20 protein-coding genes and 3 tRNA genes are annotated in these 25,438 nt (G+C 61.5%); 15 read left to right on the top strand and 8 right to left on the bottom strand.

Annotation, left to right across the window (positions count from 1 at the left end):
- Nucleotides 1-86 precede the first annotated feature (86 nt).
- Nucleotides 87-761: a PA2778 family cysteine peptidase gene (locus tag ACQKQA_RS05695; protein ID WP_427554396.1), complete on the top strand. Its 675-nt coding sequence runs from the start codon at nucleotides 87-89 to the stop codon at nucleotides 759-761.
- Between the two features lie 93 nt (nucleotides 762-854).
- On the opposite strand, the gene pbpG is transcribed toward ACQKQA_RS05695, so the two are convergent.
- Nucleotides 855-1,793: a D-alanyl-D-alanine endopeptidase gene (gene pbpG / locus ACQKQA_RS05690; RefSeq protein WP_427554394.1), complete on the bottom strand. Its 939-nt coding sequence runs from the start codon at nucleotides 1,791-1,793 to the stop codon at nucleotides 855-857.
- A gap of 302 nt (nucleotides 1,794-2,095) precedes the next feature.
- Complete coding sequence (gene folD / locus ACQKQA_RS05685; RefSeq protein ID WP_427554392.1) at nucleotides 2,096-2,950, bottom strand: bifunctional methylenetetrahydrofolate dehydrogenase/methenyltetrahydrofolate cyclohydrolase FolD; 855 nt, start codon at nucleotides 2,948-2,950, stop codon at nucleotides 2,096-2,098.
- 280 nt (nucleotides 2,951-3,230) lie between these two features.
- Between folD and ACQKQA_RS05680 the strand changes: the two genes are divergently transcribed.
- From ACQKQA_RS05680 to ACQKQA_RS05640, 9 genes are all read left to right on the top strand, one after another.
- Nucleotides 3,231-3,307, top strand: a tRNA-Arg gene (locus ACQKQA_RS05680).
- A 32-nt stretch (nucleotides 3,308-3,339) separates the two neighbouring features.
- A tRNA-His gene (locus tag ACQKQA_RS05675) sits at nucleotides 3,340-3,415 on the top strand.
- A 56-nt stretch (nucleotides 3,416-3,471) separates the two neighbouring features.
- Nucleotides 3,472-3,556, top strand: a tRNA-Leu gene (locus ACQKQA_RS05670).
- Between the two features lie 423 nt (nucleotides 3,557-3,979).
- A complete protein-coding gene (gene tig, locus ACQKQA_RS05665) occupies nucleotides 3,980-5,290 on the top strand; it encodes a trigger factor (protein WP_427554390.1) in 1,311 nt (436 codons plus the stop codon).
- A 93-nt stretch (nucleotides 5,291-5,383) separates the two neighbouring features.
- Nucleotides 5,384-6,019, top strand: a complete 636-nt coding sequence (gene clpP, locus ACQKQA_RS05660; RefSeq protein WP_427554389.1) for an ATP-dependent Clp endopeptidase proteolytic subunit ClpP — start codon at nucleotides 5,384-5,386, stop codon at nucleotides 6,017-6,019.
- 111 nt (nucleotides 6,020-6,130) lie between these two features.
- Nucleotides 6,131-7,414, top strand: a complete 1,284-nt coding sequence (clpX, locus tag ACQKQA_RS05655) for an ATP-dependent Clp protease ATP-binding subunit ClpX (protein ID WP_427554387.1) — start codon at nucleotides 6,131-6,133, stop codon at nucleotides 7,412-7,414.
- A 163-nt stretch (nucleotides 7,415-7,577) separates the two neighbouring features.
- Nucleotides 7,578-9,974: an endopeptidase La gene (lon, locus tag ACQKQA_RS05650; protein ID WP_427554385.1), complete on the top strand. Its 2,397-nt coding sequence runs from the start codon at nucleotides 7,578-7,580 to the stop codon at nucleotides 9,972-9,974.
- A 93-nt stretch (nucleotides 9,975-10,067) separates the two neighbouring features.
- Nucleotides 10,068-10,397 (top strand): HU family DNA-binding protein, encoded by a 330-nt coding sequence (locus tag ACQKQA_RS05645; protein WP_020296819.1) that lies wholly within the window; start codon nucleotides 10,068-10,070, stop codon nucleotides 10,395-10,397.
- 231 nt (nucleotides 10,398-10,628) lie between these two features.
- On the top strand, nucleotides 10,629-12,500 hold the full coding sequence (locus ACQKQA_RS05640) for a SurA N-terminal domain-containing protein (protein WP_427554382.1): 1,872 nt from the start codon (nucleotides 10,629-10,631) through the stop codon (nucleotides 12,498-12,500).
- A gap of 55 nt (nucleotides 12,501-12,555) precedes the next feature.
- Here ACQKQA_RS05640 and ACQKQA_RS05635 read toward each other — a convergent pair whose 3' ends face one another.
- Complete coding sequence (locus ACQKQA_RS05635) at nucleotides 12,556-13,761, bottom strand: MFS transporter (RefSeq protein WP_427554380.1); 1,206 nt, start codon at nucleotides 13,759-13,761, stop codon at nucleotides 12,556-12,558.
- Between the two features lie 119 nt (nucleotides 13,762-13,880).
- On the opposite strand from ACQKQA_RS05635, the gene ACQKQA_RS05630 reads away from it, so the two are divergent.
- Both ACQKQA_RS05630 and ACQKQA_RS05625 read left to right on the top strand, forming a co-directional pair.
- The gene (locus ACQKQA_RS05630) at nucleotides 13,881-14,780 is read left to right on the top strand and encodes a LysR family transcriptional regulator (protein WP_427554516.1); all 900 of its coding nucleotides are present in this window, start codon (nucleotides 13,881-13,883) and stop codon (nucleotides 14,778-14,780) included.
- A gap of 90 nt (nucleotides 14,781-14,870) precedes the next feature.
- A complete protein-coding gene (locus tag ACQKQA_RS05625; RefSeq protein ID WP_427554378.1) occupies nucleotides 14,871-15,755 on the top strand; it encodes a DUF2242 domain-containing protein in 885 nt (294 codons plus the stop codon).
- A 332-nt stretch (nucleotides 15,756-16,087) separates the two neighbouring features.
- Here the strand turns inward: ACQKQA_RS05625 and ACQKQA_RS05620 are convergent, their stop codons facing one another.
- Both ACQKQA_RS05620 and ACQKQA_RS05615 read right to left on the bottom strand, forming a co-directional pair.
- A complete protein-coding gene (locus ACQKQA_RS05620; protein WP_427554375.1) occupies nucleotides 16,088-17,125 on the bottom strand; it encodes an AraC family transcriptional regulator in 1,038 nt (345 codons plus the stop codon).
- Nucleotides 17,126-17,129: 4 nt separating this feature from the next.
- Complete coding sequence (locus ACQKQA_RS05615; protein WP_427554373.1) at nucleotides 17,130-18,260, bottom strand: carbon-nitrogen hydrolase family protein; 1,131 nt, start codon at nucleotides 18,258-18,260, stop codon at nucleotides 17,130-17,132.
- Between the two features lie 210 nt (nucleotides 18,261-18,470).
- On the opposite strand from ACQKQA_RS05615, the gene ACQKQA_RS05610 reads away from it, so the two are divergent.
- Nucleotides 18,471-20,510, top strand: a complete 2,040-nt coding sequence (locus tag ACQKQA_RS05610; RefSeq protein WP_427554371.1) for an FAD-dependent oxidoreductase — start codon at nucleotides 18,471-18,473, stop codon at nucleotides 20,508-20,510.
- 216 nt (nucleotides 20,511-20,726) lie between these two features.
- Entirely contained in the window at nucleotides 20,727-21,659 is a 933-nt protein-coding gene (locus ACQKQA_RS05605; protein ID WP_427554369.1) for a 1-aminocyclopropane-1-carboxylate deaminase/D-cysteine desulfhydrase, read from the top strand.
- Here the strand turns inward: ACQKQA_RS05605 and ACQKQA_RS05600 are convergent.
- From ACQKQA_RS05600 to ACQKQA_RS05590, 3 genes are all read right to left on the bottom strand, one after another.
- Complete coding sequence (locus tag ACQKQA_RS05600) at nucleotides 21,656-22,204, bottom strand: cytochrome b (RefSeq protein ID WP_427554367.1); 549 nt, start codon at nucleotides 22,202-22,204, stop codon at nucleotides 21,656-21,658. The genes ACQKQA_RS05605 and ACQKQA_RS05600 overlap by 4 nt on opposite strands.
- Before the next feature lie 176 nt (nucleotides 22,205-22,380).
- Entirely contained in the window at nucleotides 22,381-23,208 is an 828-nt protein-coding gene (phnX, locus tag ACQKQA_RS05595) for a phosphonoacetaldehyde hydrolase (RefSeq protein ID WP_427554365.1), read from the bottom strand.
- A 105-nt stretch (nucleotides 23,209-23,313) separates the two neighbouring features.
- Nucleotides 23,314-24,423 carry a 2-aminoethylphosphonate--pyruvate transaminase gene (locus tag ACQKQA_RS05590; protein ID WP_427554363.1) on the bottom strand — a complete coding sequence of 370 codons (1,110 nt, stop codon included), beginning with the start codon at nucleotides 24,421-24,423 and terminating at the stop codon, nucleotides 23,314-23,316.
- Nucleotides 24,424-24,550: 127 nt separating this feature from the next.
- Here ACQKQA_RS05590 and ACQKQA_RS05585 point away from each other — a divergent pair, with 127 nt between their 5' ends.
- Nucleotides 24,551-25,414, top strand: coding sequence for a LysR substrate-binding domain-containing protein (locus ACQKQA_RS05585; protein WP_427554361.1), 864 nt, complete (start codon nucleotides 24,551-24,553; stop codon nucleotides 25,412-25,414).
- The last annotated feature ends 24 nt before the right edge of the window (nucleotides 25,415-25,438 follow it).

Here is a 25,438-nt window from a genome sequence, read left to right as displayed (position 1 = left end):
TTGACGCTATACCCGTGCCGCGTCGGGCCCTATGATCGGGGCTTTGGCCGGGGCTCCTGGCTGGGTGTCTGAACAAGAGAGTCATGATGGAACGGATGTTTCTACGATTTCGAACACTGGTGGGGGCGGGCGCTTGTGCCCTGATGCTGGCGGGTTGCGCTGGCAGCGTACAGCCGGAGATTCAACGCCTGCCCGAGCGGGTGGAGCTCAACGGCGTGCCGTTCTTCCGCGGCGAGGCCTATCAGAGCGGCCCGGGTACCCTGGCCAGCATGCTGTCCCAGCAAGGGGTCACCATCACCCCGGGCTTGCTGGACAAGCCGCTGCACCTGCCGGGCGCCGAGGCGCAGTTGCAGCAGAACATGCTGAAGCTGGCGCGGGAGTACGGCATGGTGGTCTATCCGCTGGACGGCAACTTGGCCGCGTTGCTGACCCAGGTCGCCGCGGGATACCCGGTCATGGTGCGCTACACCGAGGGCTCGGCGTTCTGGGCCGAACCCCGTTATGCCGTGCTGGCCGGTTACAACCGGCATAAGCAGACGGTATTGCTGCGTGCTGGCATGAACCGTCGTCTGTCGATGGATTTTTCCGCGTTCGAATCGGCCTGGAACAGTGCGGGGCACTGGGCGGTGCTGATTCAGGGGCCGACCCAGGTGCCCGCCCAGGTCGATCGCCAGCGTTGGCTGAACGCGGCCAACGATCTGGCTCAGGCCGGGCAGGAGAGCGCGGCGGCGCGCGCGACCAAGGCGTTGTCCGCTCACTGAAGGGGTAGAAATACAAACGGCGCCCTGGGGCGCCGTCTATAAAGAAGGGCTGCGATCGATGGATCCGCAGCCCTTTTTTGTACCTGCGTGATTTTATTTAGCGGTCTGAACGACGCCGTTCTGGCGGCTTTTCAGGTTCTTGTCAGCCTTGTAGCGCAAGGCCGCATCGGGCACCGAGCCGCCTTTTCCGGTTTCCAGCCACTGGCGGATGCGGCTGGCATCGGCGAAGTGGGTGTATTTGCCAAAGGCGTCGAGAATCACCAGGGCCACCGGGCGATTGTTCATGCGGGTCAGCAGCACCAGGCAGTGGCCGGCGTCATTGGTGAAACCGGTCTTGGTCAGCTTGATATCCCAATTGGCCTTGTTGACCAGGTGGTCGGTGTTGCGAAAGCCCAGGGTGTAGTTGGGCTTGCGGAAAGCCACGGTCTTTTCCTTGGTGGTGCTCAGCTCGCTGAGCAGCGGGTACTTGCGCGCCTCCAGCAGCAACTTGCTCAGGTCGCGGGCGGTGGACACGTTATGGATCGACAGGCCCGTCGGCTCGACGTAGTGGGTGCTGGTCATGCCCAGCGCCTTGGCCTTGGCGTTCATGGCGGCGATAAAGGCTGCGTAGCCGCCTGGATAGTGGTGGGCGAGGCTGGCGGCGGCACGGTTTTCCGATGACATCAGGGCGATCAGCAGCATCTCCTTGCGCGGCAACTCGCTCTTGAGCTTGACCCGGGAGAACACGCCTTTCATTTCCGGGGTGTTGCTGATGTCCACGGAAATGTACTCATCCATCGATTGCTTGGCGTCGAGTACCACCAGGCCGGTCATCAATTTGGTCACCGAGGCGATAGGCACTACGACGTCGGGATTGCTGGAGTAAATGACTTTGTTGGTCTGTAGGTCCAGCAGCAGGGCGCTGCCGGAGGCGATATGCAGTTGAGAAGGGTCGCGTGGTGCTTCGGTGGTTTCGCGAGCGACGGCGCTCTGCGTGATAAAGGTGCCTGTAAATGCAAAAAAGAGGCTCAGGATAGAAAGACGGATTTTCACGCGGGCGGACTCATGGAGTGGATATGCCGTTTTGCAACGGGCTGCTTTCAGAAAAACGTTACATTTTATGAGTATGTCCCAGGAAAGAGCTACACGCCCGCGGGGAAAGGGCCTCAGGTAAATTTAATTTCATGCTGTATCAGTTTTGAATCAGTGTGGCGCCATTGTGGGTGACTCGTTCAACTGTGCGCCCCTGGTCTGTTCGTCATGGCTAATGAGGCGACTCGTATCAGGTTTTCGGCCGGGCAGAAACAAAGAACCCCGCCATTGGCGGGGTTCTTTTTCCGAGAGCTCTGCTCGGTTCAGCCGTGCAGCGTTTCTGCTGCATACAGCGTATTTTCCAGCAGGCAGGCGCGAGTCATGGGACCAACGCCGCCCGGTACCGGAGTGATCCAGCCGGCGCGGGGCAGGGCGGTCTCGTAGACCACATCGCCCACCAGCTTGCCGTCTTCCTGGCGGTTGATGCCAACGTCGATGACGATGGCGCCTTCCTTGATCCATTCACCCTTGACCAGGCCCGGCTTGCCAGCGGCCACGACCACCAGGTCGGCCCGCCCGACATGGCCGGCCAGATCCTTGGTGAAGCGGTGGGTGACGGTAACGGTGCAGCCGGCCAGCAGCAGCTCCATCGCCATCGGACGACCGACGATGTTGGAAGCGCCGACGACCACTGCATCCATGCCGTACAGATCGGCACCGGTGCTTTCCAGCAGGGTCATGATGCCTTTCGGCGTGCAGGGACGCAGCAGCGGGATGCGTTGGGCCAGGCGGCCGACGTTATAAGGATGGAAACCATCCACGTCTTTATCCGGGCGGATGCGCTCCAGCAGTTTAGAAGCGTCGAGGTGTTCGGGCAGTGGCAACTGCAGCAGGACGCCGTCGATGTTCGGGTCATCGTTGAGGCGGTCGATCAGGCCGGCCAGAGCTTCTTGAGTGGTGTCTGTAGGCAAGTCATAGGCTTGTGAAAGAAAGCCGACCTCTTCGCAGTCTTTACGCTTGTGCGAGACATAAACCTGAGAGGCCGGGTCGCTGCCGACCAGAATCACCGCGAGGCCCGGAGTACGCAGGCCTTGCTCGCGACGCTCGGCGACACGTTTGGCGATCTGCTGGCGCAGGCTAGCGGCGATCGCTTTGCCGTCGATTAGTTGTGCAGTCATGACGCGTGATTAACCATCGAGAGGGAGAGAAAAAGAGAACGCATTCTCGCATGCCAGGACGTGAGGGCAAAGGCGCTTGGTCTGCAAATTCCCCTAACTCCTTTAATTAAATGAATTTTTTTCAAAAAAGAGTTGACGACCTTACGGCTCGTCTATAACATTCGTCGCACTTGTCGGGCGCAGCCTAGCACTGGTTAAGAAGGTCGGGCAGAGTTGATGTTTAACTCGTAACGACTGAAAGCAATTAGTTTGTAGTCGTCAAAGAATGCAGATTAATAAAGCGCCCGTAGCTCAGCTGGATAGAGCATCCGCCTTCTAAGCGGATGGTCGCAGGTTCGAGTCCTGCCGGGTGCGCCATTAGGCAGCTTTGGCACAAGTAACGCAATATGGTGGGCGTAGCTCAGTTGGTAGAGCACAGGATTGTGACTCCTGTTGTCGTGGGTTCGATCCCCATCGTCCACCCCATATTCCGAAAGGCGCCAGATTAACAGTCTGGCGCCTTTGCTTTAAAAGCTTGATACGCGGACGTGGTGGAATTGGTAGACACACTGGATTTAGGTTCCAGCGCCGCAAGGTGTAAGAGTTCGAGTCTCTTCGTCCGCACCAATTAAGTGGCTATTTATATAGCAGATAACGGCGCAGCACCTGAAAAGGGCTGCGCCGTTGTCGTTTCAGCCGTCTGGTTTTTTGGCCGGCCGCAGGTAATGGGTCGAAGAGGCGACGAAACACTCGTCCTTCTGTCGCTGGAGTGCTGAAGGTTTAACAGCTGGGCTGTGGTCTGGTCCGGCTGCCGGGAGTGCAATGCACCTTTCCTTCTATATAGAGAAGCGTTGGTGCAGAGGCCCTGGTTCGATTCGCTGTATTTGCTCTCAGGGCGAGGCTCAAGCGTCGGTCCTCGCCTTTAAATCGCCAGCTGTTTTTTTACCCGTTTTCAGTAGGGTGACTTCTTGAGTTTGACCCACTAGAATGCATGCCCTTGATTCTGGGGTCGGAAACGGCCGGCTAACGTCTGTGCAACGAGGAATATCCATGCAAGTTTCTGTTGAAAATACTTCTGCTCTTGAGCGCCGCATGAGCATCACCGTGCCGGCTGAGCGCATCGAGACACAGGTCAACAAGCGTCTGCAGCAGACTGCCCAAAAGGCCAAGATTCCAGGCTTCCGTCCTGGCAAAGTCCCAATGAGCGTGATCCGTCAGCGTTATGAAGCCGATGCGCGTCAAGAAGCTGTGGGCGATGTGATCCAGGCTTCCTTCTACGAAGCTGTTGTCGAGCAGAAGCTGAACCCGGCTGGCGCTCCTTCGGTTGAGCCCAAGGTTCTGGAGAAGGGCAAGGACCTGGAATACGTTGCAACGTTTGAAGTGTTCCCTGAGTTCACCGTTGCCGGTTTCGAATCCATCGCCGTTGAGCGCCTGAGCGCTGACGTGGCTGATGCCGATCTGGACAACATGCTGGAAATCCTGCGCAAGCAGAACATTCGCTTCGAAGTGGCCGAGCGCGCTGCCCAGAACGAAGACCAGCTGAACATCGATTTCGTCGGCAAGATCGACGGTGAAGCCTTCGCTGGCGGTTCCGCCAAGGGTACTCAGCTGGTGCTGGGTTCCGGTCGCATGATCCCTGGCTTCGAGGACGGTCTGGTCGGCGCTAAAGCCGGTGAAGAGCGTGTTCTGAACCTGACCTTCCCTGAGAACTACCAGAACCTGGACCTGGCTAACAAAGCCGCCGAGTTCACTGTCACCGTCAACACTGTTTCCGAGCCTAAGCTGCCAGAGCTGACCGAAGAGTTCTTCGCTCAATTCGGCATCAAGGAAGCTGGTCTGGAAGGTTTCCGCGCCGAAGTTCGCAAGAACATGGAGCGTGAACTGCGCCAGGCCATCAAGTCCAAGGTCAAGAACCAGGTAATGGACGGCCTGCTGGCTTCCAACCCGATCGAAGTGCCTAAGGCTCTGCTGGATAACGAAGTGAACCGCCTGCGCGTTCAAGCCGTTCAGCAGTTCGGTGGCAACATCAAGCCTGATCAACTGCCGGCCGAGCTGTTCGAAGAACAAGCCAAGCGTCGCGTCGTTCTGGGTCTGATCGTGGCTGAAGTGGTCAAGCAATTCGACCTCAAGCCTGACGAAGCCCGCGTGCGCGAGCTGATTCAGGAAATGGCTTCTGCTTACCAGGAACCAGAGCAGGTCGTGTCCTGGTACTACAAGAACGAGCAGCAACTGAACGAAGTCCGTTCGGTTGTGCTGGAAGAACAAGTTGTGGATACTGTTCTGCAGAAAGCTAGCGTGACCGATAAATCGGTCTCTTACGAGGAAGCGGTCAAGCCGGTAGAAGCACCACAAGCCGACTGATTTTTTACTCGTTCGAAAATACACACCATAAGCCAGCCTTCGAGCTGGCTTATGCGTATTCAAGACATGACTATTTGGGAGTGACTGCAGAGCATGTTCCGTAATTCCTATATTCAGCAGAACTCTGATATCCAGGCCGCAGGCGGTCTGGTCCCGATGGTTGTCGAGCAGTCTGCTCGTGGCGAGCGCGCCTATGACATCTACTCGCGTCTTCTTAAAGAGCGAGTGATCTTTCTGGTTGGTCCGGTAGAGGACTACATGGCCAATCTGATCTGTGCGCAATTGCTGTTCCTTGAAGCGGAAAACCCGGACAAGGATATCCATCTTTATATCAACTCTCCGGGCGGTTCGGTGACTGCAGGTATGTCGATCTATGACACCATGCAGTTCATCAAGCCAAACGTATCCACTACCTGCATTGGCCAGGCGTGCAGCATGGGCGCGTTCCTGCTGACGGCCGGTGCTCCTGGCAAGCGCTACTGCCTGCCAAACTCGCGCGTGATGATTCACCAGCCACTGGGCGGTTTCCAGGGCCAGGCGTCGGATATCGAAATCCACGCCAAGGAAATCCTCTTCATTCGCGAGCGTCTCAATACGCTGATGGCCCAGCACAGCGGTCGCACCCTTGAAGAAATCGAGCGCGATACCAATCGCGACAATTTCATGAGTGCGCAAGCCGCTCGTGACTACGGGTTGATCGATGAAGTGATCACCCAGCGCCCTGCGTGAAATAAGCAGCTCAAATAGGCGTGGTCGGTTGTTCTGATCATTTGCGGGCTTGAAAAAGCCCGCAATAGCCTTCATCTTGTGTTGCAAGCCTATCGGATTTGGATCGAACGAATGACTGACACCCGCAACGGCGAGGACAACGGCAAGCTGCTTTATTGCTCCTTCTGTGGCAAAAGCCAGCATGAAGTACGCAAATTGATTGCCGGCCCCTCGGTCTTTATCTGCGACGAGTGCGTCGACCTGTGCAATGACATCATCCGTGAGGAGGTGCAGGAAGCACAGGCTGAAAGCAGCGCGCATAAATTGCCTTCGCCTAAAGAAATCAGCGGCATCCTTGATCAGTACGTGATTGGTCAGGAGCGTGCGAAAAAGATTCTGGCGGTAGCGGTGTACAACCACTATAAGCGCCTCAATCAGCGTGACAAAAAGAATGAGGAGGTCGAACTGGGCAAGAGCAACATCTTGCTGATCGGCCCTACAGGTTCGGGCAAGACTCTGTTGGCAGAGACCCTGGCACGCCTGTTGAATGTACCCTTCACCATTGCTGACGCCACCACCCTGACCGAAGCCGGTTATGTGGGTGAAGACGTCGAGAACATCATTCAGAAACTGCTGCAGAAGTGCGATTACGATGTAGAGAAGGCTCAAATGGGCATCGTCTATATCGATGAAATCGATAAGATTTCCCGCAAGTCTGACAACCCTTCGATTACCCGTGACGTGTCGGGCGAAGGCGTACAGCAGGCCCTGTTGAAACTGATCGAAGGTACTGTCGCTTCCGTTCCGCCTCAAGGCGGTCGCAAGCACCCGCAACAAGAGTTCCTGCAAGTCGATACGCGCAACATCCTGTTTATCTGCGGTGGTGCGTTCTCGGGTCTGGAAAAGGTTATTCAGAACCGCTCGACTCGCGGCGGCATCGGCTTCAGTGCCGAAGTACGCAGCAAGGAAGAGGGCAAGAAGGTCGGCGAATCCCTGCGTGAAGTCGAGCCGGATGATCTGGTCAAGTTCGGCCTGATTCCGGAGTTCGTGGGTCGTCTGCCGGTTCTTGCAACCCTCGATGAGCTGGATGAGGCTGCACTGATCCAGATCCTCACCGAGCCGAAGAACGCCTTGACCAAGCAGTACGCCAAGTTGTTCGAGATGGAAGGCGTTGACCTGGAGTTCCGTACCGATGCCCTCAAGTCAGTCGCCAAGCGCGCGCTTGAGCGCAAGACCGGTGCTCGTGGATTGCGTTCGATTCTCGAAGGCGTGTTGCTCGACACTATGTACGAGATCCCCTCGCAATCCGAGGTGAGTAAAGTAGTGATCGACGAAAGCGTTATAGAAGGCAAGTCCAAGCCACTGTATATCTATGAAAACAGTGAGCCGACTGCCAAGGCAGCCCCGGACGCCTAAGTGCCGGACTGCTGGTTTGACAGAAGGGGCCTTCGGGCCCCTTTGCTTTTACCGCCTTTAAAGTACTGTCCTTGAGCTTGTTTTTTTCTCGGGCAGCCCCCATCTTGGTTTCAAGCTTACTTCCATCTGTTTACGGCCTTACGGCCGCCATAGAGGCGAAATCATGAAGACAACCATCGAATTGCCTCTCCTGCCATTGCGTGATGTTGTGGTTTATCCGCACATGGTTATCCCGCTGTTCGTGGGGCGCGAGAAGTCTATCGAAGCCCTCGAGGCCGCGATGACGGGCGACAAGCAGATTCTTCTGTTGGCTCAGAGAAATCCTGCTGATGATGATCCCGGTGAAGATGCACTCTATCGCGTAGGTACCATCGCCACTGTTTTGCAATTGCTCAAGCTGCCCGACGGCACCGTCAAGGTCCTGGTCGAGGGTGAGCAGCGGGGCACCGTGGAGCGTTTCAGCGAAGTGGACGGCCACTGCCGTGCTGAAGTCGCCCTGATTGAAGAGGTGGACGCTCCTGAGCGCGAATCGGAAGTCTTTGTCCGCAGCCTGCTGTCCCAGTTCGAGCAGTACGTGCAACTGGGCAAGAAAGTCCCTGCCGAGGTCCTGTCGTCCCTCAACAGTATCGATGAGCCAAGTCGCCTGGTAGATACCATGGCCGCTCACATGGCGCTGAAAATCGAGCAGAAGCAGGAAATTCTCGAAATCATCGACCTGTCGGCGCGTGTCGAGCACGTGCTGGCGTTGCTGGATGCGGAAATCGACCTGTTGCAGGTCGAGAAACGCATTCGCGGTCGCGTTAAGAAGCAAATGGAGCGCAGCCAGCGCGAGTACTATCTGAATGAGCAGATGAAGGCCATTCAGAAAGAGCTGGGTGACGGTGACGAAGGTCACAACGAAGTCGAAGAGCTGAAAAAACGCATCGACGCTGCCGGTCTGCCAAAAGATGCCCTGGCCAAGGCTCAGGCCGAGCTGAACAAGCTCAAGCAAATGTCGCCGATGTCGGCTGAAGCCACGGTGGTGCGCTCGTACATCGACTGGCTGGTTCAAGTGCCGTGGAAGGCACAGAGCAAGGTGCGCCTGGATCTGGCGCGTGCCGAAGATATCCTCGATGCCGACCACTATGGGCTGGAAGAAGTCAAAGAGCGGATTCTCGAATACCTCGCCGTGCAAAAGCGCGTGAAGAAGATTCGTGGTCCGGTACTGTGCCTGGTGGGGCCTCCTGGGGTCGGTAAGACTTCCCTGGCAGAGTCGATCGCCCACGCCACCAACCGCAAATTTGTCCGGATGGCCCTGGGCGGCGTCCGTGATGAGGCGGAAATCCGTGGCCATCGTCGTACCTACATCGGTTCGATGCCAGGAAGATTGATTCAAAAGATGACAAAGGTGGGTGTTCGCAACCCGCTGTTCCTGCTCGATGAAATCGACAAGATGGGCAGCGACATGCGTGGCGATCCGGCTTCGGCATTGCTCGAAGTGCTCGATCCCGAGCAGAACCACAACTTCAACGACCACTATCTGGAAGTCGATTACGACCTTTCCGATGTGATGTTCCTGTGCACCTCCAACTCGATGAACATCCCGCCAGCCTTGCTGGACCGGATGGAGGTGATCCGTCTGCCGGGTTACACCGAGGACGAGAAGATCAACATCGCGGTCAAGTACCTGTCGCCCAAGCAGATTCAGGCCAACGGACTGAAGAAAGGCGAGCTGGAATTCGACGAGGAAGCGATCCGCGACATCATCCGCTACTACACCCGCGAAGCCGGTGTGCGCGGGCTGGAGCGGCAGATCGCCAAGGTTTGCCGCAAGGCGGTCAAGGAGCATGCGCTGGAAAAACGCTTCTCGGTGAAGGTCACGTCCGACCTGCTGGAGCATTTCCTCGGCGTGCGCAAATTCCGCTACGGCCTGGCCGAGCAGCAGGATCAGATCGGTCAGGTGACAGGCCTGGCCTGGACCCAGGTGGGTGGCGAGTTGCTGACCATCGAGGCGGCCGTGGTACCTGGCAAAGGCCAGTTGATCAAGACCGGTTCGTTGGGCGATGTGATGGTCGAGTCCATCACGGCGGCGCTGACAGTCGTGCGCAGTCGGGCGAAGAGCCTGGGGATTCCCCTGGATTTCCATGAGAAGCGTGACACGCACATCCATATGCCGGAGGGGGCGACCCCGAAAGACGGCCCTAGCGCGGGTGTAGGCATGTGCACGGCCCTGGTTTCGGCGCTGACCGGCATTCCGGTGCGGGCCGATGTGGCCATGACCGGGGAAATTACCCTGCGTGGTCAGGTGTTGGCGATCGGTGGTCTGAAAGAGAAACTTCTTGCAGCACATCGCGGTGGAATCAAGACTGTCATCATTCCAGAAGAGAACGTGCGCGATTTGAAGGAAATTCCTGACAATATCAAGCAGGATCTACAAATTAAGCCCGTTAAATGGATTGACGAAGTCCTCCAAATTGCGCTGCAATACGCGCCGGAGCCCTTGCCGGATGTGGCTCCCGAGATAGTTGCAAAGGATGAAAAGCGCGAGTCTGACTCTAAGGAAAGAATTAGCACGCATTAGTACGCATTAGCCTGGGGGGCTTCCTTGACAGCTTTTTAGAGCCCTTGTTATAAAGCGGCTCTTAAGTGTCTGTAGGCCATTCAGCACTGGTTTTTGCTTTCACCAAAAAACTTAGAATCATACTCAAATAGATATATAAGGGGACTTAGAGTGAACAAGTCGGAACTGATTGATGCTATCGCTGCATCTGCTGATATCCCGAAAGCTGCTGCTGGCCGCGCGCTGGACGCAGTAATCGAATCCGTCACTGGCGCTCTTAAGGCTGGCGACTCCGTTGTACTGGTTGGTTTCGGTACTTTCTCTGTTACTGATCGTCCTGCTCGCATTGGTCGCAACCCACAGACCGGTAAGACGCTGGAAATCGCTGCAGCCAAAAAACCAGGTTTCAAAGCCGGTAAAGCACTGAAAGAAGCTGTTAACTAAGTTTCCTTCAAGCCTTTGCCTACCCGGGTCGGGGTCTTTCCCGACCTGGCAGCGGAGCGGTAGGACAGCCGGTCAGACGTCCGGTTTGTCACACGGGGCTCGAAGGTTCGAGCCTCCATCCGCTCCGCCAGTTACGAGAAAGGCGCATCCTCGGATGCGCCTTTCTTCTATCCGGACTCTACCCACGCTCCACGGTTGCCTATTTGAAGTACAACCGTTTCTGGGGGACGCATGCTGCAGAATATCAGGGACAATTCACAAGGCTGGATTGCCAAGACCATTATTGGTGTCATCGTTGTACTGATGGCGCTGACCGGCTTCGATGCCATTTTCAAGGCCACCAGCACCAGCCAGGATGCGGCCAAGGTGAATGGCGAAGAAATCACCCAGAATGAGCTGAGCCAGGCGGTCGACATGCAACGCCGCCAGCTCATGCAACAGCTGGGCAAGGATTTCGATGCCTCCTTGCTCGATGAGAAGATGCTGCGTGAGGCGGCTCTTAAAGGTCTGATCGACCGCAAACTGCTGCTGCAAGGCGCGCAAAACTCCAAGTTCGCCTTCTCTGAAGCCGCGCTGGATCAGGTGATCCTGCAAACGCCGGAATTCCAGGTGGACGGCAAGTTCAGCCCTGAGCGTTTCGACCAGGTGGTCCGTCAACTGGGCTACAGCCGGATGCAGTTCCGTCAGATGCTGACTCAGGAAATGCTGATCGGCCAGGTGCGCGCTGGTCTGGCTGGCAGCGGTTTCGTGACCGATGCCCAGGTGCTGGCGTTTGCCCGTTTGGAAAAGCAGACCCGTGATTACGCGTCGCTGACCATCAAGGCCGACCCGGCGGCAGTCAAGCTGACCGATGCCGAGGTCAAGGCTTACTACGACGAACACGCCAAGGAATTCATGTCGCCAGATCAGGTGGTCATCGACTACCTGGAATTGAAGAAGGCTTCCTTCTTCGATCAGGTCAGCGTGAAGGACGAAGAGTTGCAGGCGCTGTACCAGAAAGAAACCGCCAACCTGTCCGAGCAGCGTCGTGCCGCGCACATCCTGATCGAGGTGAACGACAAGGTGAACGAGGCCCAGGCCAAGGCCAAGATCGAAGAGATCCAGGCTCGTCTGGCCAAGGGCGAAAGCTTCGAGGCGCTGGCCAAGGAGTTCTCTCAGGATCCGGGTTCGGCGAACAACGGCGGCGACCTGGGTTATGCCGGTCCTGGCGTCTATGACCCGGCCTTCGAGGAAGCGCTGTACGCGCTGAACAAGGATCAGGTGTCGGCGCCGGTGCGTAGCGCTTTCGGTTTCCACCTGATCAAGCTGCTGGGCGTCGAGGCGCCTGAAGTGCCAAGCTTCGCCAGCCTGAAAGACAAGCTGACCCGCGAGCTGAAGACCCAGCAGGTGGAGCAGCGTTTTGTCGAGGCGACCAAGCAGCTGGAAGACTCCTCGTTCGAAGCTTCGGACCTGGCCCAGCCGGCTCAAGAGCTGAAACTGACCGTCCACACTTCCGCACCGTTCGGGCGTGAAGGTGGCGACGGCATCGCGGCCAACCGCTCCGTGGTTCAGGCTGCCTTCAGTCCTGAAGTGCTGGATGAGGGTGCCAACAGCACCGCCATCGAGCTGGATCCGGAAACCGTGGTGGTCCTGCGTGCCAAGGAGCACCGCAAGCCTGAGCAGTTGCCACTGGAAAGCGTTGCCAGCAGCATCCGCACGCAATTGGCCAAGGAGCGTGCGAGCGCTGCCGCCAAGGCCAAGGCCGATGCCTTGATCGCCAGCCTGCGCGAAGGCAAGACTGCGCTGAAAGCCCCGGTTGACGGCCAGAACTGGAAGGTTTCGCAAGCGGCGACCCGTGCCCAGGAAGGCGTCGAGCCGATCGTGCTGCAGACCCTGTTCCGCATGGCCAAGCCAGCGGCCAAGGACAAGCCGACATTCAGCAGCGTGACCCTGCCGAACGGCAGCCTGGTGGTCCTGCAACTGAGTGGCGTGAACGAAGCGGCCGCGCCGACTGACGAAGAAAAGGCCCAGTATCGCCGTTTCCTCGCGTCGCGCATGGGCCAGCAAGACTTCGCGGCCTACCGCAAGCAGCTGGAAAATCAGGCTGACATCAAGCGTTTCTGATGCCTGACTGAAGCCACAAACAGAAACCCCGGCCAACGCGCCGGGGTTTTTGTTTTCAGCGTAGGGCGGGGAAGCCGTGCTGCCGGGCTTTCAGGGTCACCAGCAGGCAAGCCAGCAACAGGCCGATGATCACCCAGGGAAACGACAAGACCCCCGGCCCCTCCAGCAGCACGCCACCCACCAGGCCGCCACCGGCGATCGCCAGGTTCCAGGCGGTCACCAGCATCGACTGCGCCGCATCGGCAGCGTTCCCGGCCGCCTTGGCCAGGGCGGTCTGCAAGAGGGTGGCCAGGCCGCCGAACGACAATCCCCAGAGCGCGATCGAGGCATAGACCGCCAGCGGCGTGTCAGCCTCGAACGCCAGCAGCAATGCCGAAAGGCCGAACAGGACGCAACTGACCAGGACCAGTCGGCGCAACCAGTGATCGATCAGCAAGCCGACGATCCAGATGCTCAGCAGCGCGGTCAGGCCGAACGTCAGCAGTACCCGGTCGATTTGCCCGGCGATACCGGCCGGCTCCAGGAACGGCGCGATGTAGGTGTAAAGGATGTTGTGGCCCAGGACATAAGCGAAGGTCACGAACAGCACCGGCTTGACCCCGGGCAAGGCGAACACCCCCGAGAGCGGCAGGCGCTTGTCGGCGCGCTGGCCGGGGAAGTCTGGCACTTGCCAGCGCACCCAGGCGAGCAGTACCAGGGTCAGCAGGGTCATCAAGGCAAAGCTCGTCCGCCAGCCCACCAGGCTGCCGAGCAGTGTGCCCGCGGGGATGCCCAGGGACAGCGCCAGGGGCGCGCCGATCATGGCCACGGCAATGGCCCGGCCTTGCAAATGCGGCGCGACCATGCGGCTCGCGTAGCCGGCCAGCAAGGCCCAGAGCAGGCCGGCAAACACCCCCGCGAACAGCCGGGCGACCAGCGTCAGGCTGTAGTCCGTGGAGAGTGCGGTGATGCTGTTGACCACAGCAAAGCCGCCTATGGCGATCATCAGCAGGGGCCTGCGGCGCCAGCCCTGAGTGAGGATCACCAGCGGGATCGCTGCGATCAGCGAGCCGATGGCGTACAGCGTGACCAGCTGGCCGACCAGCGCCGGCGACACCTGCAGGTCCTGGCTCATCTGCGGCAGCAGGCCCGCCGGCATCGCTTCGGTGAGGATGGTGATAAAGCCGGCGGTGGCCAGGGCTAGCAGGCCGCTCAGTGGCAGTCGGTCGCGCCGCCTGGACTCGATGTCCAGCAATTCGGTGGCGGAAAGAGGTTCGGTCATGGTTTCAGGCTCGCTACAAGTTCCGGGAAGGGCTGAGCGTAGGGCGCTGTGACCAGGAGAAAAATAGGCTAAGGTTCCGAACTTATCGGACATCCATGTCCGCAATCTTGGGGGAGACGATGGACTGGTTGAGTAATGTCTCGGTGTTCGTCCAGGTGGCGGAAACCCGCAGTTTCACTGAAGCAGGGCGGTTGCTCGGGGTGTCGTCGTCGGCCGTCGGCAAGAGCATCGCGCGGCTCGAGGAGCGCCTGGAGACCCGGTTGTTCCACCGCAGTACCCGCAGCGTCACCCTGACCGCCGAAGGCGCGGGCTTCCTGGAGCGCTGCCGCCGAATCATTGCCGAGGTCGAGGCCGCCGAGTTCGATCTGTGCCAGTCGTCCAGCGCCCCGCGGGGCAAGTTGCGGGTCAGCCTGCCACAGGTGCATGGCCTGGTGATGCCGATGTTGGTGGAGTTCATGCAGCGCTTTCCGCAGATCGAACTGGATGTCGACCTGACGGACCGCATGGTGGATGTGGTGGAGGAAGGCTTCGACGCGGTGGTGCGTACTGGCAACCCCAAGGACTCGCGGTTGATGGCCCGGCCGCTGGGGCAGTTTCGCCTGGTGTTGGTCGGTACGCCGGAGTACTTTCGCGACCACGGCGTTCCGCAGACCCCCGCGGACCTGGCGAACCACGGCTGCTTGCGGCACACCTTCCACACCACCGGCAAACTCGAACCCTGGCCATTGCGACGGGTGGTCGACGCCCCCGAGCCGCTGTTGCCAACACGTCTGGTCAGTACCTCCATCGAGGCCCTGGAGCAGGCGGCACGCCGTGGCCTGGGGATCGCCTGCCTGCCCGATTTCATGGTGCACGAGGCGGTTGCGCGGGGTGAGTTGCAGCGGGTGCTCGACGCCCATCTGGAACACAGCGGCACGTTCTGGGTGCTCTGGCCATCGAGCCGACACGCCGCCGCCAAGCTGCGAGTGTTTGTCGATCATCTGTGCGCGCGACTTTTTCCGGTAAACCGTGGTCAGTAGACTTGTATTGGTTTTAAGACACTAATCCGCGCGCTCTGTAGCCTCGAACTGTTGCACAATACGCACCGGACGTTTTCTTCAGGATTTTCGATGTATAGATCATTTCCCCTGCGCGTCGCCGGACTGACGCTGCTGCTGGCGACCGCCGCCGGTTGTTCGTCGAACAAGACCGCCATTTACGAGCATGAGCATTTCGACGACTCGGGCACCTTTTCGCGCAATTACCCGGTGAGTGACGCGGCCTCCTGCGAGGCTGCCCGTCGCGCCTTGCTCAGCCAGGGTTACATCATCACCAGCAGCGATCCGAAGCTGGTCAGCGGGCACAAGAGCTTCCAGCAGACGGGCGAAACCCACATGGAGATCAGCTTCAGCGTGGTCTGTGCCCAGGATGGCAGCTCCGGTCACCGCTCCACGGTGTTCGCCAACGCCCTGCAGGATCGTTATGCCCTGAAGAAGGTCAACAACTCGGCGAGCCTTGGGGTCGGCGTATTGGGTTCGGTGTCGATGCCGATCGGCTCCACCGACGACTCGATGGTCAAGGTGGCCAGCGAGACGGTTTCCTCGGCCAAGTTCTACGAACGTTATTTCGCCCTGGTGGAGCTGTTCCTGCCGCAGGAAGCGAAAAAGGCCGCGCATATCATCGAGAAGCCGAAGACCGACCTGGGTGTGCCAGAGCCCAAGCCCACCGAGCCTGCCGCAGCACCAGCCGCGGCACCCGTGACGCGACCACCGGCGCCGGCCGCACCGGTGGTCGAGCCGGCAGCGCCTTTGGCTCCGGTGGCGCCGCCTGAGTCGAGCCTCTCGCAGCCCCTGGCGGCGCCTGTGGAAGCAGCCGCCATCACGCCGAGCACCAGCGAGCCGGCACCAGCGCCAGCGCCAGCATCGGTACCGGAAGCGACCAGCGACATCGTGACCCCACCTCCCGCCAGCACCTTGCCGCCTCCGACAGAGCCGATTCCGGCACTGCCACGGTAAGCCTCTGCGCCTGCCCGCGGGATCGACACTGGCGCTGTCGGCCCCGCGGTGGCTGCCTTGCATGAACATGACGTTGCCCAAGCCTGGGTAAATCCCTGGCGGGCTGCTACGTTTCATTAGCGGGACGAATACTCCTCGCACGGTATTTTTTCTGTCATACCGGCACTTTATGCTGCGAGCGAAGGTCAGTAAGAAGGTTACTCGACCCTAGACACAAGGAGTCCGCCATGGACGATTACCAAGAAGAACTGCTGGAATTCCAGGCCTTTGAACTGGACCCGCTGGAACCCGCGGAAGACGCTACTGAGCTGTAACGCCGGTGGCGTTTTTTTTCAGGTGGACTGTCGGTGGCTGCGGCGAAATTCGCCTGGTGTCTGGCCGCTCCAGCGCTTGAAGGCGCGTTGAAAGGCCTCGGCTGAGGCAAAGCCCAACAGATAGGCAATTTCCCCGAAGGCCAGTTCGGTATCACGAATGTAGGTCATGGCCAGGTCGCGGCGGGTGTCGTTGAGAATGGCGCGGAACTGCGTCCCTTCCTCGGCGAGTTTGCGGCGCAGGGTCCAGGTCGGCAGCTTCAGGCGTGCCGCCACTTCTTCCAGGTCGGGTTCCCGGCCACCATTGAGCAAAGGCCCCAGCAACCGGGTGATGCGTTCACGCAGGCTGCGGGTGCGAGTCAGTTGCTCCAGTTCCCGTTCACACAGTTGCAGCAGATGGCGCCAGGTGCTGGGGCAGTGCTCGACATTGCGTTGCGCCAGGCTGGCCTGGCTCAGGCGCAGTTGATTGTGCTCGGCGCCGAACTGGATCGGGCAATCCCCCAGTACGCTGTAGCACTCGCGGTAATCGGTCTGGGCAAACTCGATCTCGATGCGTTCGGCCTTGACCGGCGTGCCGAGACTGCCCAGTTGCCGCAGCCAGCCGGCGAGGATCGAGTCCACCACGAAGCGGTTGTAGGCGTTGTAGGGGCTGATGGAGTAGAAGCGCAGCCAGGCGCCGTCGGCGTCTTCATGGAAGCTCGACTGGCCGCGATAGTTCGAGCCGTAGAGCGCTTCGAAGCGGGTCAGGCAACGCGCGGCTTCGCGCACGGTGGGGGCCTGGGCGGCGGTGACACCCACCAGACCGGCCTGGCTCAGGCGGCTTAGCTGGCCCATGCGTAGTCCCAATGCCGGATCGCCGGTCAGCTGTATCGCGGCGTGGCCCAGGCGCATGTAGCGGGGGATCGACAGCCGCGCTCCGGCCTCGGCCAGGCGCGCGGCATCCAGCCCGTATTGCTCCAGCAGCGGCTGTGGGTCGAGGCCATGGCTGCGCACGGCGTCGGCCAGGCTATGGACGACACCCACCGACAGGTCCCCGAGGCGCATCGGTTGGGGCTTCATGGGCTTACAGCCAGATATTCAGCAGGCGCGCGCCACGGGCGTCGCCGTCGGCGAAGTTCTCGCCCTTGCTGTTGATGAAGCTCTGCCCGGCGCTGCCCTGATCCCAGAACTGACCGCGCAGGAACACGCTGACGCCGGCGCTGGCCAGGCTGCCGGGGGCGCGGCTGGTCAGGGTCAGGCGGTGCCAGGCTTCACCTTCGCTGACTTCTTGCGGCTTGAGGCCGATCTCGCTCCGGGGCGAGAGGTTCTGGTCGCCGCGCCATGGTCGCTCCCAGGTGCCTCGGCCCATGACGAAGGCCGGCACCGCCACTAGCTGGGCGCCCTGGGCGTTGAGCTTGCGGTAGTTGTCCGGGTACCAGCTGTCGCTGCCGATCAGCACGCCCAGGCGCCCGGCGGGGGTGTCGACGACCTGGACCGCCTGATCGGTGCTGGCCTGGATGAACCCGCGCTGGTCGAACGTCGGGTACAGCTGCCGCTGCGGCTGGCCGATCGGCAGGCCGTCGCGGTCGAAGACCAGGGTGGTGTTGTACAGCGCGCCGCTGCCGATGCGCAGGTTGCCGCCCTCGATTGCCGGCTCGGGCAGGACGATGGAGCCGGCCACCAGGGTGATGCGGAATTCCTTGGCCAGGCCGCCGAACAGTCGCTGGTACTGTTCGGCCATGCTCTGGGCCTTCATCCGCAGGTGGGCATCGTCCAGGCGGTTGTCGCCCTTGGCGGTGATCAGGGCACGCAGGAAGGGCAGTGGGTTGCTCACCGCCAGCCAGTTCATCGCCTCTTTCAGGCTGGAGGCCTGGTACAGCTCGTTTTTCTCGCCACTGACCATCAGCCAGGTGCCGATATGCTCCGGCAGCACCACGACGGTCTTGTCGTTCAGCAGCCCCTGGTCCCGGGCCTGTTGCAGGTAGGCCGCAAGCTTGCGGTGCAGGCGCTCGGGGCTCTGGTAGTCGGTGGGAAACAGTTCCGGCTGGATACCCAGCAGGTTGCCGTGATCGGCGGGCGTGCCCTGGTCCACCGCGAGCTGGATGCGCAGGTCGGAAAGGTAATGGCCGCTCGGCCGCTCGCGGGTCCACAGTGCGTAGCTGGTCAGGGCGGCGATCAGGGCCAGGGTGAAGGTGAAGTAAAGAAGTTTGCGCATGGGAAAGCAGTGGTCGCCGTGTGCGGGGTTCGCTGACTAGGGTAGGGCCCATGCCCGGGATTGCCAAGGGCGGGCTGCGCATTTGGATCAATAAGTTGTCAGTTACGGTCATTGAGCGGCCCGGGGGCTGCTCTTAGTCTGTCGGACATGCCTGACGGAGGCCGCAGAGCTTCCGCATTCTTTCCGTGATTGTTCGATGTGGAGTTACCGATGGCCGCCGCTCACTACCCGCATTTGCTGGCCCCGCTGGACCTGGGCTTTACCACCCTGCGCAACCGTACCCTGATGGGCTCGATGCACACTGGCCTGGAAGAAAAGCCTGGTGGTTTCGAGCGCATGGCGGCCTATTTCGCCGAGCGTGCCCGTGGCGGCGTGGGCCTGATGGTGACCGGCGGCATCGGCCCCAATGACGAGGGCGGCGTGTACTCCGGCGCGGCCAAGCTGACCACCGAAGACGAGGCGCTCAAGCACCGTATCGTCACCCGCGCGGTGCACGAGGCGGGTGGCAAGATCTGCATGCAGATCCTCCACGCCGGACGTTATGCCTACAGCCCGAAACAGGTGGCGCCGAGCGCGATCCAAGCCCCGATCAACCCGTTCAAGCCCAAGGAACTGGACGAGGAAGGCATCGAGAAGCAGATCCGCGATTTCGTCACCTGCTCCACCCTGGCGCAGCAGGCCGAGTATGACGGCGTCGAGATCATGGGCTCCGAAGGCTACTTCATTAACCAGTTCCTCGCCGCGCACACCAACCACCGCACCGACCGCTGGGGCGGCAGCTACGAAAACCGCATGCGCCTGCCGGTGGAAATCGTCCGCCGCGTGCGCGAAGCGGTCGGCCCGAACTTCATCATCATCTTCCGCCTGTCGATGCTCGACCTGGTGGAAGGCGGCAGCACCTGGGAAGAGATCGTGCAACTGGCCAAGGCCATCGAGCAGGCCGGCGCGACCATTATCAACACCGGTATCGGCTGGCACGAAGCGCGGATCCCGACCATCGCCACCAAGGTGCCGCGTGCCGCTTTCAGCAAGGTCACGGCCAAGCTGCGCGGCTCGGTATCGATCCCGCTGATCACCACCAACCGCATCAACACCCCGGAAGTGGCCGAGCAGATCCTCGCCGAGGGCGATGCCGACATGGTGTCCATGGCACGGCCGTTCCTCGCCGATCCGGAGTTCGTCAACAAGGCGGCCGCCGGGCGCGGCGATGAAATCAACACCTGCATCGGTTGCAACCAGGCATGCCTGGACCACACCTTCGGCGGCAAGCTCACCAGTTGCCTGGTCAACCCGCGGGCCTGCCATGAGACCGAGCTCAACTACCTGCCGGTGCAGCAGTTGAAGAAGATTGCCGTGGTCGGCGCCGGCCCTGCCGGGTTGTCGGCGGCGACCGTGGCGGCCGAGCGCGGCCATGAGGTGACGCTGTTCGATTCCGCCAGTGAAATCGGTGGCCAGTTCAATGTGGCCAAGCGCGTGCCGGGCAAGGAAGAGTTCTATGAAACCCTGCGTTACTTCAAGCGCAAGCTGCAGACCACTAACGTCGAGCTGTGCCTGAACCAGCGGGTCGATGTCGAGCAACTGGTGGCGGGCGGTTACGACGAAATCATCCTCGCCACCGGCATCGCGCCGCGCACGCCGGCGATTCCTGGTGTCGAGCACGCCAAGGTGCTGAGCTACCTGGACGTGCTGCTGCAACGCAAGCCGGTGGGCCAGAACGTGGCGGTGATTGGTGCTGGTGGCATCGGCTTCGACGTCTCCGAATTCCTCGTGCACCAGGGCGTGGCCACCAGCCAGGACCGGGAAGCGTTCTGGAAGGAGTGGGGCATCGACACCCGGCTCGAGGCCCGTGGCGGTGTCGCCGGGATCAAGGCTGAGCCCCATGCGCCGGCGCGTCAGGTGTTCCTGTTGCAGCGCAAGACCTCCAAGGTCGGCGACGGCCTGGGCAAGACCACGGGTTGGATTCACCGTACCGGCTTGAAGAACAAGCAGGTGCAGATGCTCAACAGCGTCGAATACCTGAAGATCGACGATGCCGGCCTGCACATCCGTATCGGCGAAAGCGGCGAGCCGCAGGTGCTGGCGGTGGACAACGTGGTGATCTGCGCCGGCCAGGACCCGCTGCGCGAACTGCACGACGGCCTGGTCGCCGCCGGCCAGAACGTGCACCTGATCGGCGGTGCCGACGTGGCCGCCGAGCTGGACGCCAAGCGCGCGATCAACCAGGGCTCGCGTCTGGCCGCCGAACTCTGATTCGCCGGTAACGACAGCCACCGGGACTCTGCGCAGAGTCCCGGTGGCTTTTTTGTGACTGTTCCGATGCCATCGCGGGCAAGCCTCGCTTCTTCAAAAAGCCCCATGGTCTTCGTCTGTAGGAGCGAGGCTTGCCCGCGATAGGGCCCTCCAGGCTGGTAGACTTCCCGCCTTCGCCATCCAGAACCCGCCCGCCATGCATCACCGTCTTGCTTCATGAGCCTCGCACCTTTCCCCAGCCTGCCGAACGCGCCCCTGCAACCCCTGGCCCTCGACTGGCTGTCCCGCGCCGGGGTCGAGGTGGCGGTGCTGCGCCTGGACCTGATCGACCCGCTGATCTCCGGCAACAAGTGGTTCAAGCTCGCCCCGCACCTGGCGCGGGCTTGTGAAACCGGGGCCGGGGGCCTCATCAGCCTGGGCGGCGCCCATTCCAATCACCTGCATGCGCTGGCGGCTGCTGGCAAACGCTTTGGCTTTGCCACCGTGGGGCTGCTGCGCGGCCACCCGCAGGACACACCCACCGTGCTCGACTTGCAAGACTTCGGCATGCAACTGCACTGGCTCGGTTACGCCGGCTACCGGGCGCGGAATGAGCCGGGTTTCTGGCAGCCCTGGCAGGCGCAGTACCCCGAGCTGTTGCCGGTGGCGGAGGGCGGTGGCGGCTTGCTCGGGGCGTCGGGCTGCCTGCCGTTGGTGGGCCAGGTGCGCAGCCAGTTGCAGGCATTGGGCTGGGACGACTACCACGGCTGGTGGCTGGCCGCCGGTACCGGCACCACCCTGGCCGGATTGGTGTTGGGGGAAGCCGGCGCCCATCCGGTGTATGGCGCCCTGGCGGTCCCGGACGATCATGGCGTCGCCCAGCAGGTGGCGGCGATTGTGCAGGAGTCGGGGCTGCAGGCTGCGCGTTATGAACTGCTCGACAGCAGCCGCAGCGGATTCGCCAAAGTCGATCCGTTGTTACGGGCGTTTATCGAAGAGACCGAAGGGCACAGCGGCATCCCCCTGGAGCCGCTGTACACCGGCAAGGCCTTGCTGGCCTTGAAGCAGCAGGTGGAAGCCGGGCGTTTTGCCGCCGGCTGCCGGCTGATCTTCGTGCACACCGGCGGCTTGCAGGGCCGCCGGGGTTTTACCGCGCAGGCAAAGCCTTAGCCGCGCTTGGGCAGCATGCGTTGCAGGGTGTTGTCGCGCAAGAAGTAGTGGTGATAAAGCCCGGCCACCGCGTGCAGCCCGATCAGCCAGTAGCCGACGGTGCCCAGCAGCACGTGCCAGCCTTCGACCTGCTTGGCCAGGGGTTTGTTTTCCGCCACCAGCAGCGGCAGGTCGATGCCGTAGAACATCACCTGATGGCCTTCGGCGCTGGTGACCAGCCAGCCGAGGATCGGCATGACGATCATGAACAGGTACAGGGCCCAGTGCATCAGCGTGGACAAGACCGTCTGCCAGGTCGGCGGCGTCGGCAGGATTTTTGGCGCCACCCCCAGGCTACGGGCGAACAGGCGTAGCCAGACCAGCACGAACACCGTTAGGCCGAGCATGAAGTGCGCTTCCTTGATCAGCGTCCGGCCGCCGCTGCCCTTGGGAAAAATGCCCCGTAATTCGATACAGGCGTATACCGCGATCAGCAACACCAGCATCAACCAATGCAATGCAATCGACACCGTGCTGTAACGGTTGTCGGAGTTCTTCCAGGGCATAGAGCCTTCCTCGTTCATCAGGTCTGTAGCCTCCGCTCTTGAGCGACGGAGTGCTGTAACTGTAATCCTGTTTGCGAGGCTCTGCCCGGGGCAAATGCGCCGTTTCGCCCGGGGTCGGTAAAAAAACGGCAGCCTTGGAACGAGGCTGCCGTTTTTCTTTGTGGTGGGGGAGTCGATCAACTGCTTTGCGGCATCTCGCCCTTGGCCAGGCGCCGGTTGATATCGGCGATCACTGGCGGCAGGTCGGCGATGGTGTCGATCATGTAGTGCGGGCGCGAACCGGCGAACAGTTTGTGGATGCGCTGGCGCTCGCCGGCCAGGGTGTCGCTGCCCAGGGCGCGGTAGCCTTCGTAGCTCAGGCCCAGGGCATTGCCGGAGCAGATCAGGGCCACGGTCCACATGCCGGCGCGGCGGCCTTCGAGAATGCCCGGCACGGTGTCGTCGATCTTCACGCAGGCGGCGACATCGTCGATCCCCAGGGCGATCACGTTGGCCAGGGCCTGGGCCGGCCAGGGGCGGCCGTTGGGCACTTCGTCGGTGGCCACCACATGGTCGGCGACGTAGCCGTTGGTCGCGGCCAGCTCCACCACCTTGTCCATGACCTGCTTCGGATAGCCGGAGCAGGAACCGATCCTGAGGCCTTGCCGGCGCAGCTCGGCGATGGTCTCCAGGGCACCGGGAATCAGCGCCGAATGTTCGGCGATCTTTTCGATCTGCAGCGGCATGAAGCGCTGGTAGATGGCGGTGACGTCAGCGTCGGTCGGGGTGCGGCCGAACACCTGGCGATAGCGCTCGGCGACTTCCGGCAGGTCGCACAGGGTGCGGATGTGGTCCCACTTGCCCATGCCCATCGGGCCGCGGGCCTCTTCGATGGACACCTGGACGTCGAACTCGGCGAAGGCTTCGACGAAGATCTGGGTCGGGGCAAAGGAGCCGAAATCGACCACGGTACCGGCCCAGTCGAGGATGGCGGCTTGCAGCTGAGAAGGGTTGTTGTAGTTCATGTCTCGAAAACCTGTGTAGGAGCGAGCTTGCTCGCGAAAAAAGTGGGGGCCGCGTCGTCTGTGTCGCGAGCAAGCTCGCTCCTACAGGGGGCGGCGGTGCTGCGCTCAGATATCCAGCACTTCCATTTCCCGCAGCACTTCGGCGATGGCCTCGACCGCGGTGCGCATGCCGCCCTGGTCGACGTGGCCGATGCAGCCGACGCGGAAGGTCTCGACCTGGGTCAGCTTGCCGGGGTAGAGGATGAAGCCCTTGGCCTTGACCCGTTCGTAGAAGTCCTTGAACTGGTAGCGCGGATCGTTCGGGGCGTGGAAGGTGACGATGATCGGCGCCTGGATCGCCGCCGGCAGGAAGCTGCGCAGGCCCAGTTGCGTCATGCCGTCGAGCAAGGCCCGGCAGTTGTCGGCATAGCGCCGGTGGCGCGCCGGCAGGCCGCCTTCCTCGTTGTATTGCAGCAGGGCTTCGTGCAGGGCCGCGACCACGTGGGTCGGCGGGGTGAAGCGCCATTGCCCGGTCTTGGCCATATAGGCGTGCTGGTCGTGCAGGTCCATGGCCAGCGAATGGGCGTTGCCGGCCGCAGCGGCCAGGGCTTCCTTGCGGGCGAAGACGAAGCCCATGCCGGGCACGCCTTCCAGGCATTTGCCGGAGGCCGCGATCAGCGCATCGAACGGCACTTCCCGGGCATCGATCGGCAACGCGCCGAAGGAACTCATGGCATCGACGATCAGGCGTTTGCCATGGTTGGCAACCACCTGGGCGATCTCCGGCAGCGGGTTGAGGATCCCGGTGCTGGTTTCGCAGTGGATCAGCGCCACGTGGGTGATGGCGGCATCGGCTTGCAGCAGGCGCTCGACGTCGGCCGCGGTGGTCGGCTCGTCTTCGGCGGTTTCGAAGGTGCTGAAGGCGCGGCCCAGGACTTCGCAGATCTTCGCCAGGCGCTTGCCGTAGGCGCCGTTGATCAGCACCAGGACCTTGCCGTCGCGGGGCACCAGGGTGCCGATGGCGGCTTCCACGGCGAAGGTGCCGCTGCCTTGCAGGGGCACGCAGTGGTGGCTGGCGGCGCCGTTGACGATGGCCAGCAGTTGTTCGCAGAGGCTGGCGGTCAGCCGGTTGAAGCGGTCATCCCATGAGCCCCAGTCCACCAGCATCGCCTGGCGGGTGCGGGCCGAGGTGGTCAGGGGGCCGGGAGTGAGCAGGAGAGGCGCGGCAGTACTCATTCAGGTGTCCTCGCGAAAGCGTTACGGGATGCGCTGTGGGTGAAAACTACGGGGCCTAAATTGCAGTTTGGCCTGTTATCAATCAAATTGTTTGTTGTTATGCCAGTCATAAGTGAGGCCGATAGATATGAACCTGTTCCAACTCCGCGCATTCGATGCCGTGGCCCGCGAAGGCAGCTTCACCCGGGCTGCCGCGCGGCTGTTCATCAGCCAGCCGGCGGTCACCGGGCATATCAAGGCCCTGGAGGAGCATTACCAGATCACCCTGCTGCGACGCACCGCGCGCCGGGTCGAACTGACGGCAGAGGGCACCAAGCTGGCGGCGATCACCCGCGCCATGTTCGGCCTGGCCGAAGAGGCCCAGGCCATGCTCGAGGCCAACCGGCAGTTGCTCACCGGGCGCCTGGAAGTGGCGGCGGACGGGCCGCACCGGGTCATGCCGATGCTGGCCAGCCTACGCGCGCGGTACCCGGGGATTACCGTCAACCTGCGCCTGGGCAACGCCCAGGAAACCCTGGCGGCGTTGCTGTCGGAGCATGCCGACGTGGCGGTGCTGACCGAGGTTGAACCGCGCAAGGGCCTGCACCTGCAGAGCCTCGGCGAGTCGCGGATCTGCGCCCTGGTGCCGGAGGGCCATCCGTGGCTGGCCGAGCCCGAAGGGGTCAGGCTGGAGCGCCTGGACCAGGTGATCATGGTCCTGCGCGAGCCGAGTTCGATCACCCGCCGCACCTTCGATCAGGCCTGCACCCAGGCCGGGGTCAACCCCAAGGTGCTGTTGGAGCTGGACAGCCGCGAAGCAGTGACCGAGGCGGTGGCGGCGCAACTGGGGGTGGGCGTGGTGTCGTCGCTGGAACTCAGCCCCGACCCGCGGGTGCGGGCGGTGCCGATCATCGGCGAGGGGTTGCTGAACCAGCACATGATCGGCTGCCTGGAGCGGCGTCGGGAGTTGCGCCTGATCCAGGCGTTCCTGGGGTTGGCTCCAGGCGCTTGATCGATTTGTCATGGCGCCTGTGCG

Source organism: Pseudomonas sp. NPDC089530 (assembly GCF_050280705.1).
Taxonomy (GTDB): Bacteria; Pseudomonadota; Gammaproteobacteria; order Pseudomonadales; family Pseudomonadaceae; genus Aquipseudomonas.
This window is presented reverse-complemented; position numbering and strand designations above follow the sequence as displayed.

Excerpts from the sequence above, each read along its gene's own strand:
- ACQKQA_RS05610 (WP_427554371.1), top strand. The coding sequence starts at position 18,471 with ATGGCCGCCGCTCACTACCCGCATTTGCTGGCCCCGCTGGACCTGGGC.
- clpP (WP_427554389.1), top strand. The coding sequence starts at position 5,384 with ATGTTCCGTAATTCCTATATTCAGCAGAACTCTGATATCCAGGCCGCA.
- ACQKQA_RS05635 (WP_427554380.1), bottom strand. The coding sequence starts at position 13,761 with ATGACCGAACCTCTTTCCGCCACCGAATTGCTGGACATCGAGTCCAGG.
- phnX (WP_427554365.1), bottom strand. The coding sequence starts at position 23,208 with ATGAACTACAACAACCCTTCTCAGCTGCAAGCCGCCATCCTCGACTGG.
- ACQKQA_RS05640 (WP_427554382.1), top strand. The coding sequence starts at position 10,629 with ATGCTGCAGAATATCAGGGACAATTCACAAGGCTGGATTGCCAAGACC.
- ACQKQA_RS05585 (WP_427554361.1), top strand. The coding sequence starts at position 24,551 with ATGAACCTGTTCCAACTCCGCGCATTCGATGCCGTGGCCCGCGAAGGC.
- lon (WP_427554385.1), top strand. The coding sequence starts at position 7,578 with ATGAAGACAACCATCGAATTGCCTCTCCTGCCATTGCGTGATGTTGTG.
- ACQKQA_RS05630 (WP_427554516.1), top strand. The coding sequence starts at position 13,881 with ATGGACTGGTTGAGTAATGTCTCGGTGTTCGTCCAGGTGGCGGAAACC.
- ACQKQA_RS05695 (WP_427554396.1), top strand. The coding sequence starts at position 87 with ATGGAACGGATGTTTCTACGATTTCGAACACTGGTGGGGGCGGGCGCT.
- ACQKQA_RS05605 (WP_427554369.1), top strand. The coding sequence starts at position 20,727 with ATGAGCCTCGCACCTTTCCCCAGCCTGCCGAACGCGCCCCTGCAACCC.
- clpX (WP_427554387.1), top strand. The coding sequence starts at position 6,131 with ATGACTGACACCCGCAACGGCGAGGACAACGGCAAGCTGCTTTATTGC.
- ACQKQA_RS05620 (WP_427554375.1), bottom strand. The coding sequence starts at position 17,125 with ATGAAGCCCCAACCGATGCGCCTCGGGGACCTGTCGGTGGGTGTCGTC.
- folD (WP_427554392.1), bottom strand. The coding sequence starts at position 2,950 with ATGACTGCACAACTAATCGACGGCAAAGCGATCGCCGCTAGCCTGCGC.
- tig (WP_427554390.1), top strand. The coding sequence starts at position 3,980 with ATGCAAGTTTCTGTTGAAAATACTTCTGCTCTTGAGCGCCGCATGAGC.
- ACQKQA_RS05625 (WP_427554378.1), top strand. The coding sequence starts at position 14,871 with ATGTATAGATCATTTCCCCTGCGCGTCGCCGGACTGACGCTGCTGCTG.
- ACQKQA_RS05600 (WP_427554367.1), bottom strand. The coding sequence starts at position 22,204 with ATGCCCTGGAAGAACTCCGACAACCGTTACAGCACGGTGTCGATTGCA.
- ACQKQA_RS05615 (WP_427554373.1), bottom strand. The coding sequence starts at position 18,260 with ATGCGCAAACTTCTTTACTTCACCTTCACCCTGGCCCTGATCGCCGCC.
- ACQKQA_RS05590 (WP_427554363.1), bottom strand. The coding sequence starts at position 24,423 with ATGAGTACTGCCGCGCCTCTCCTGCTCACTCCCGGCCCCCTGACCACC.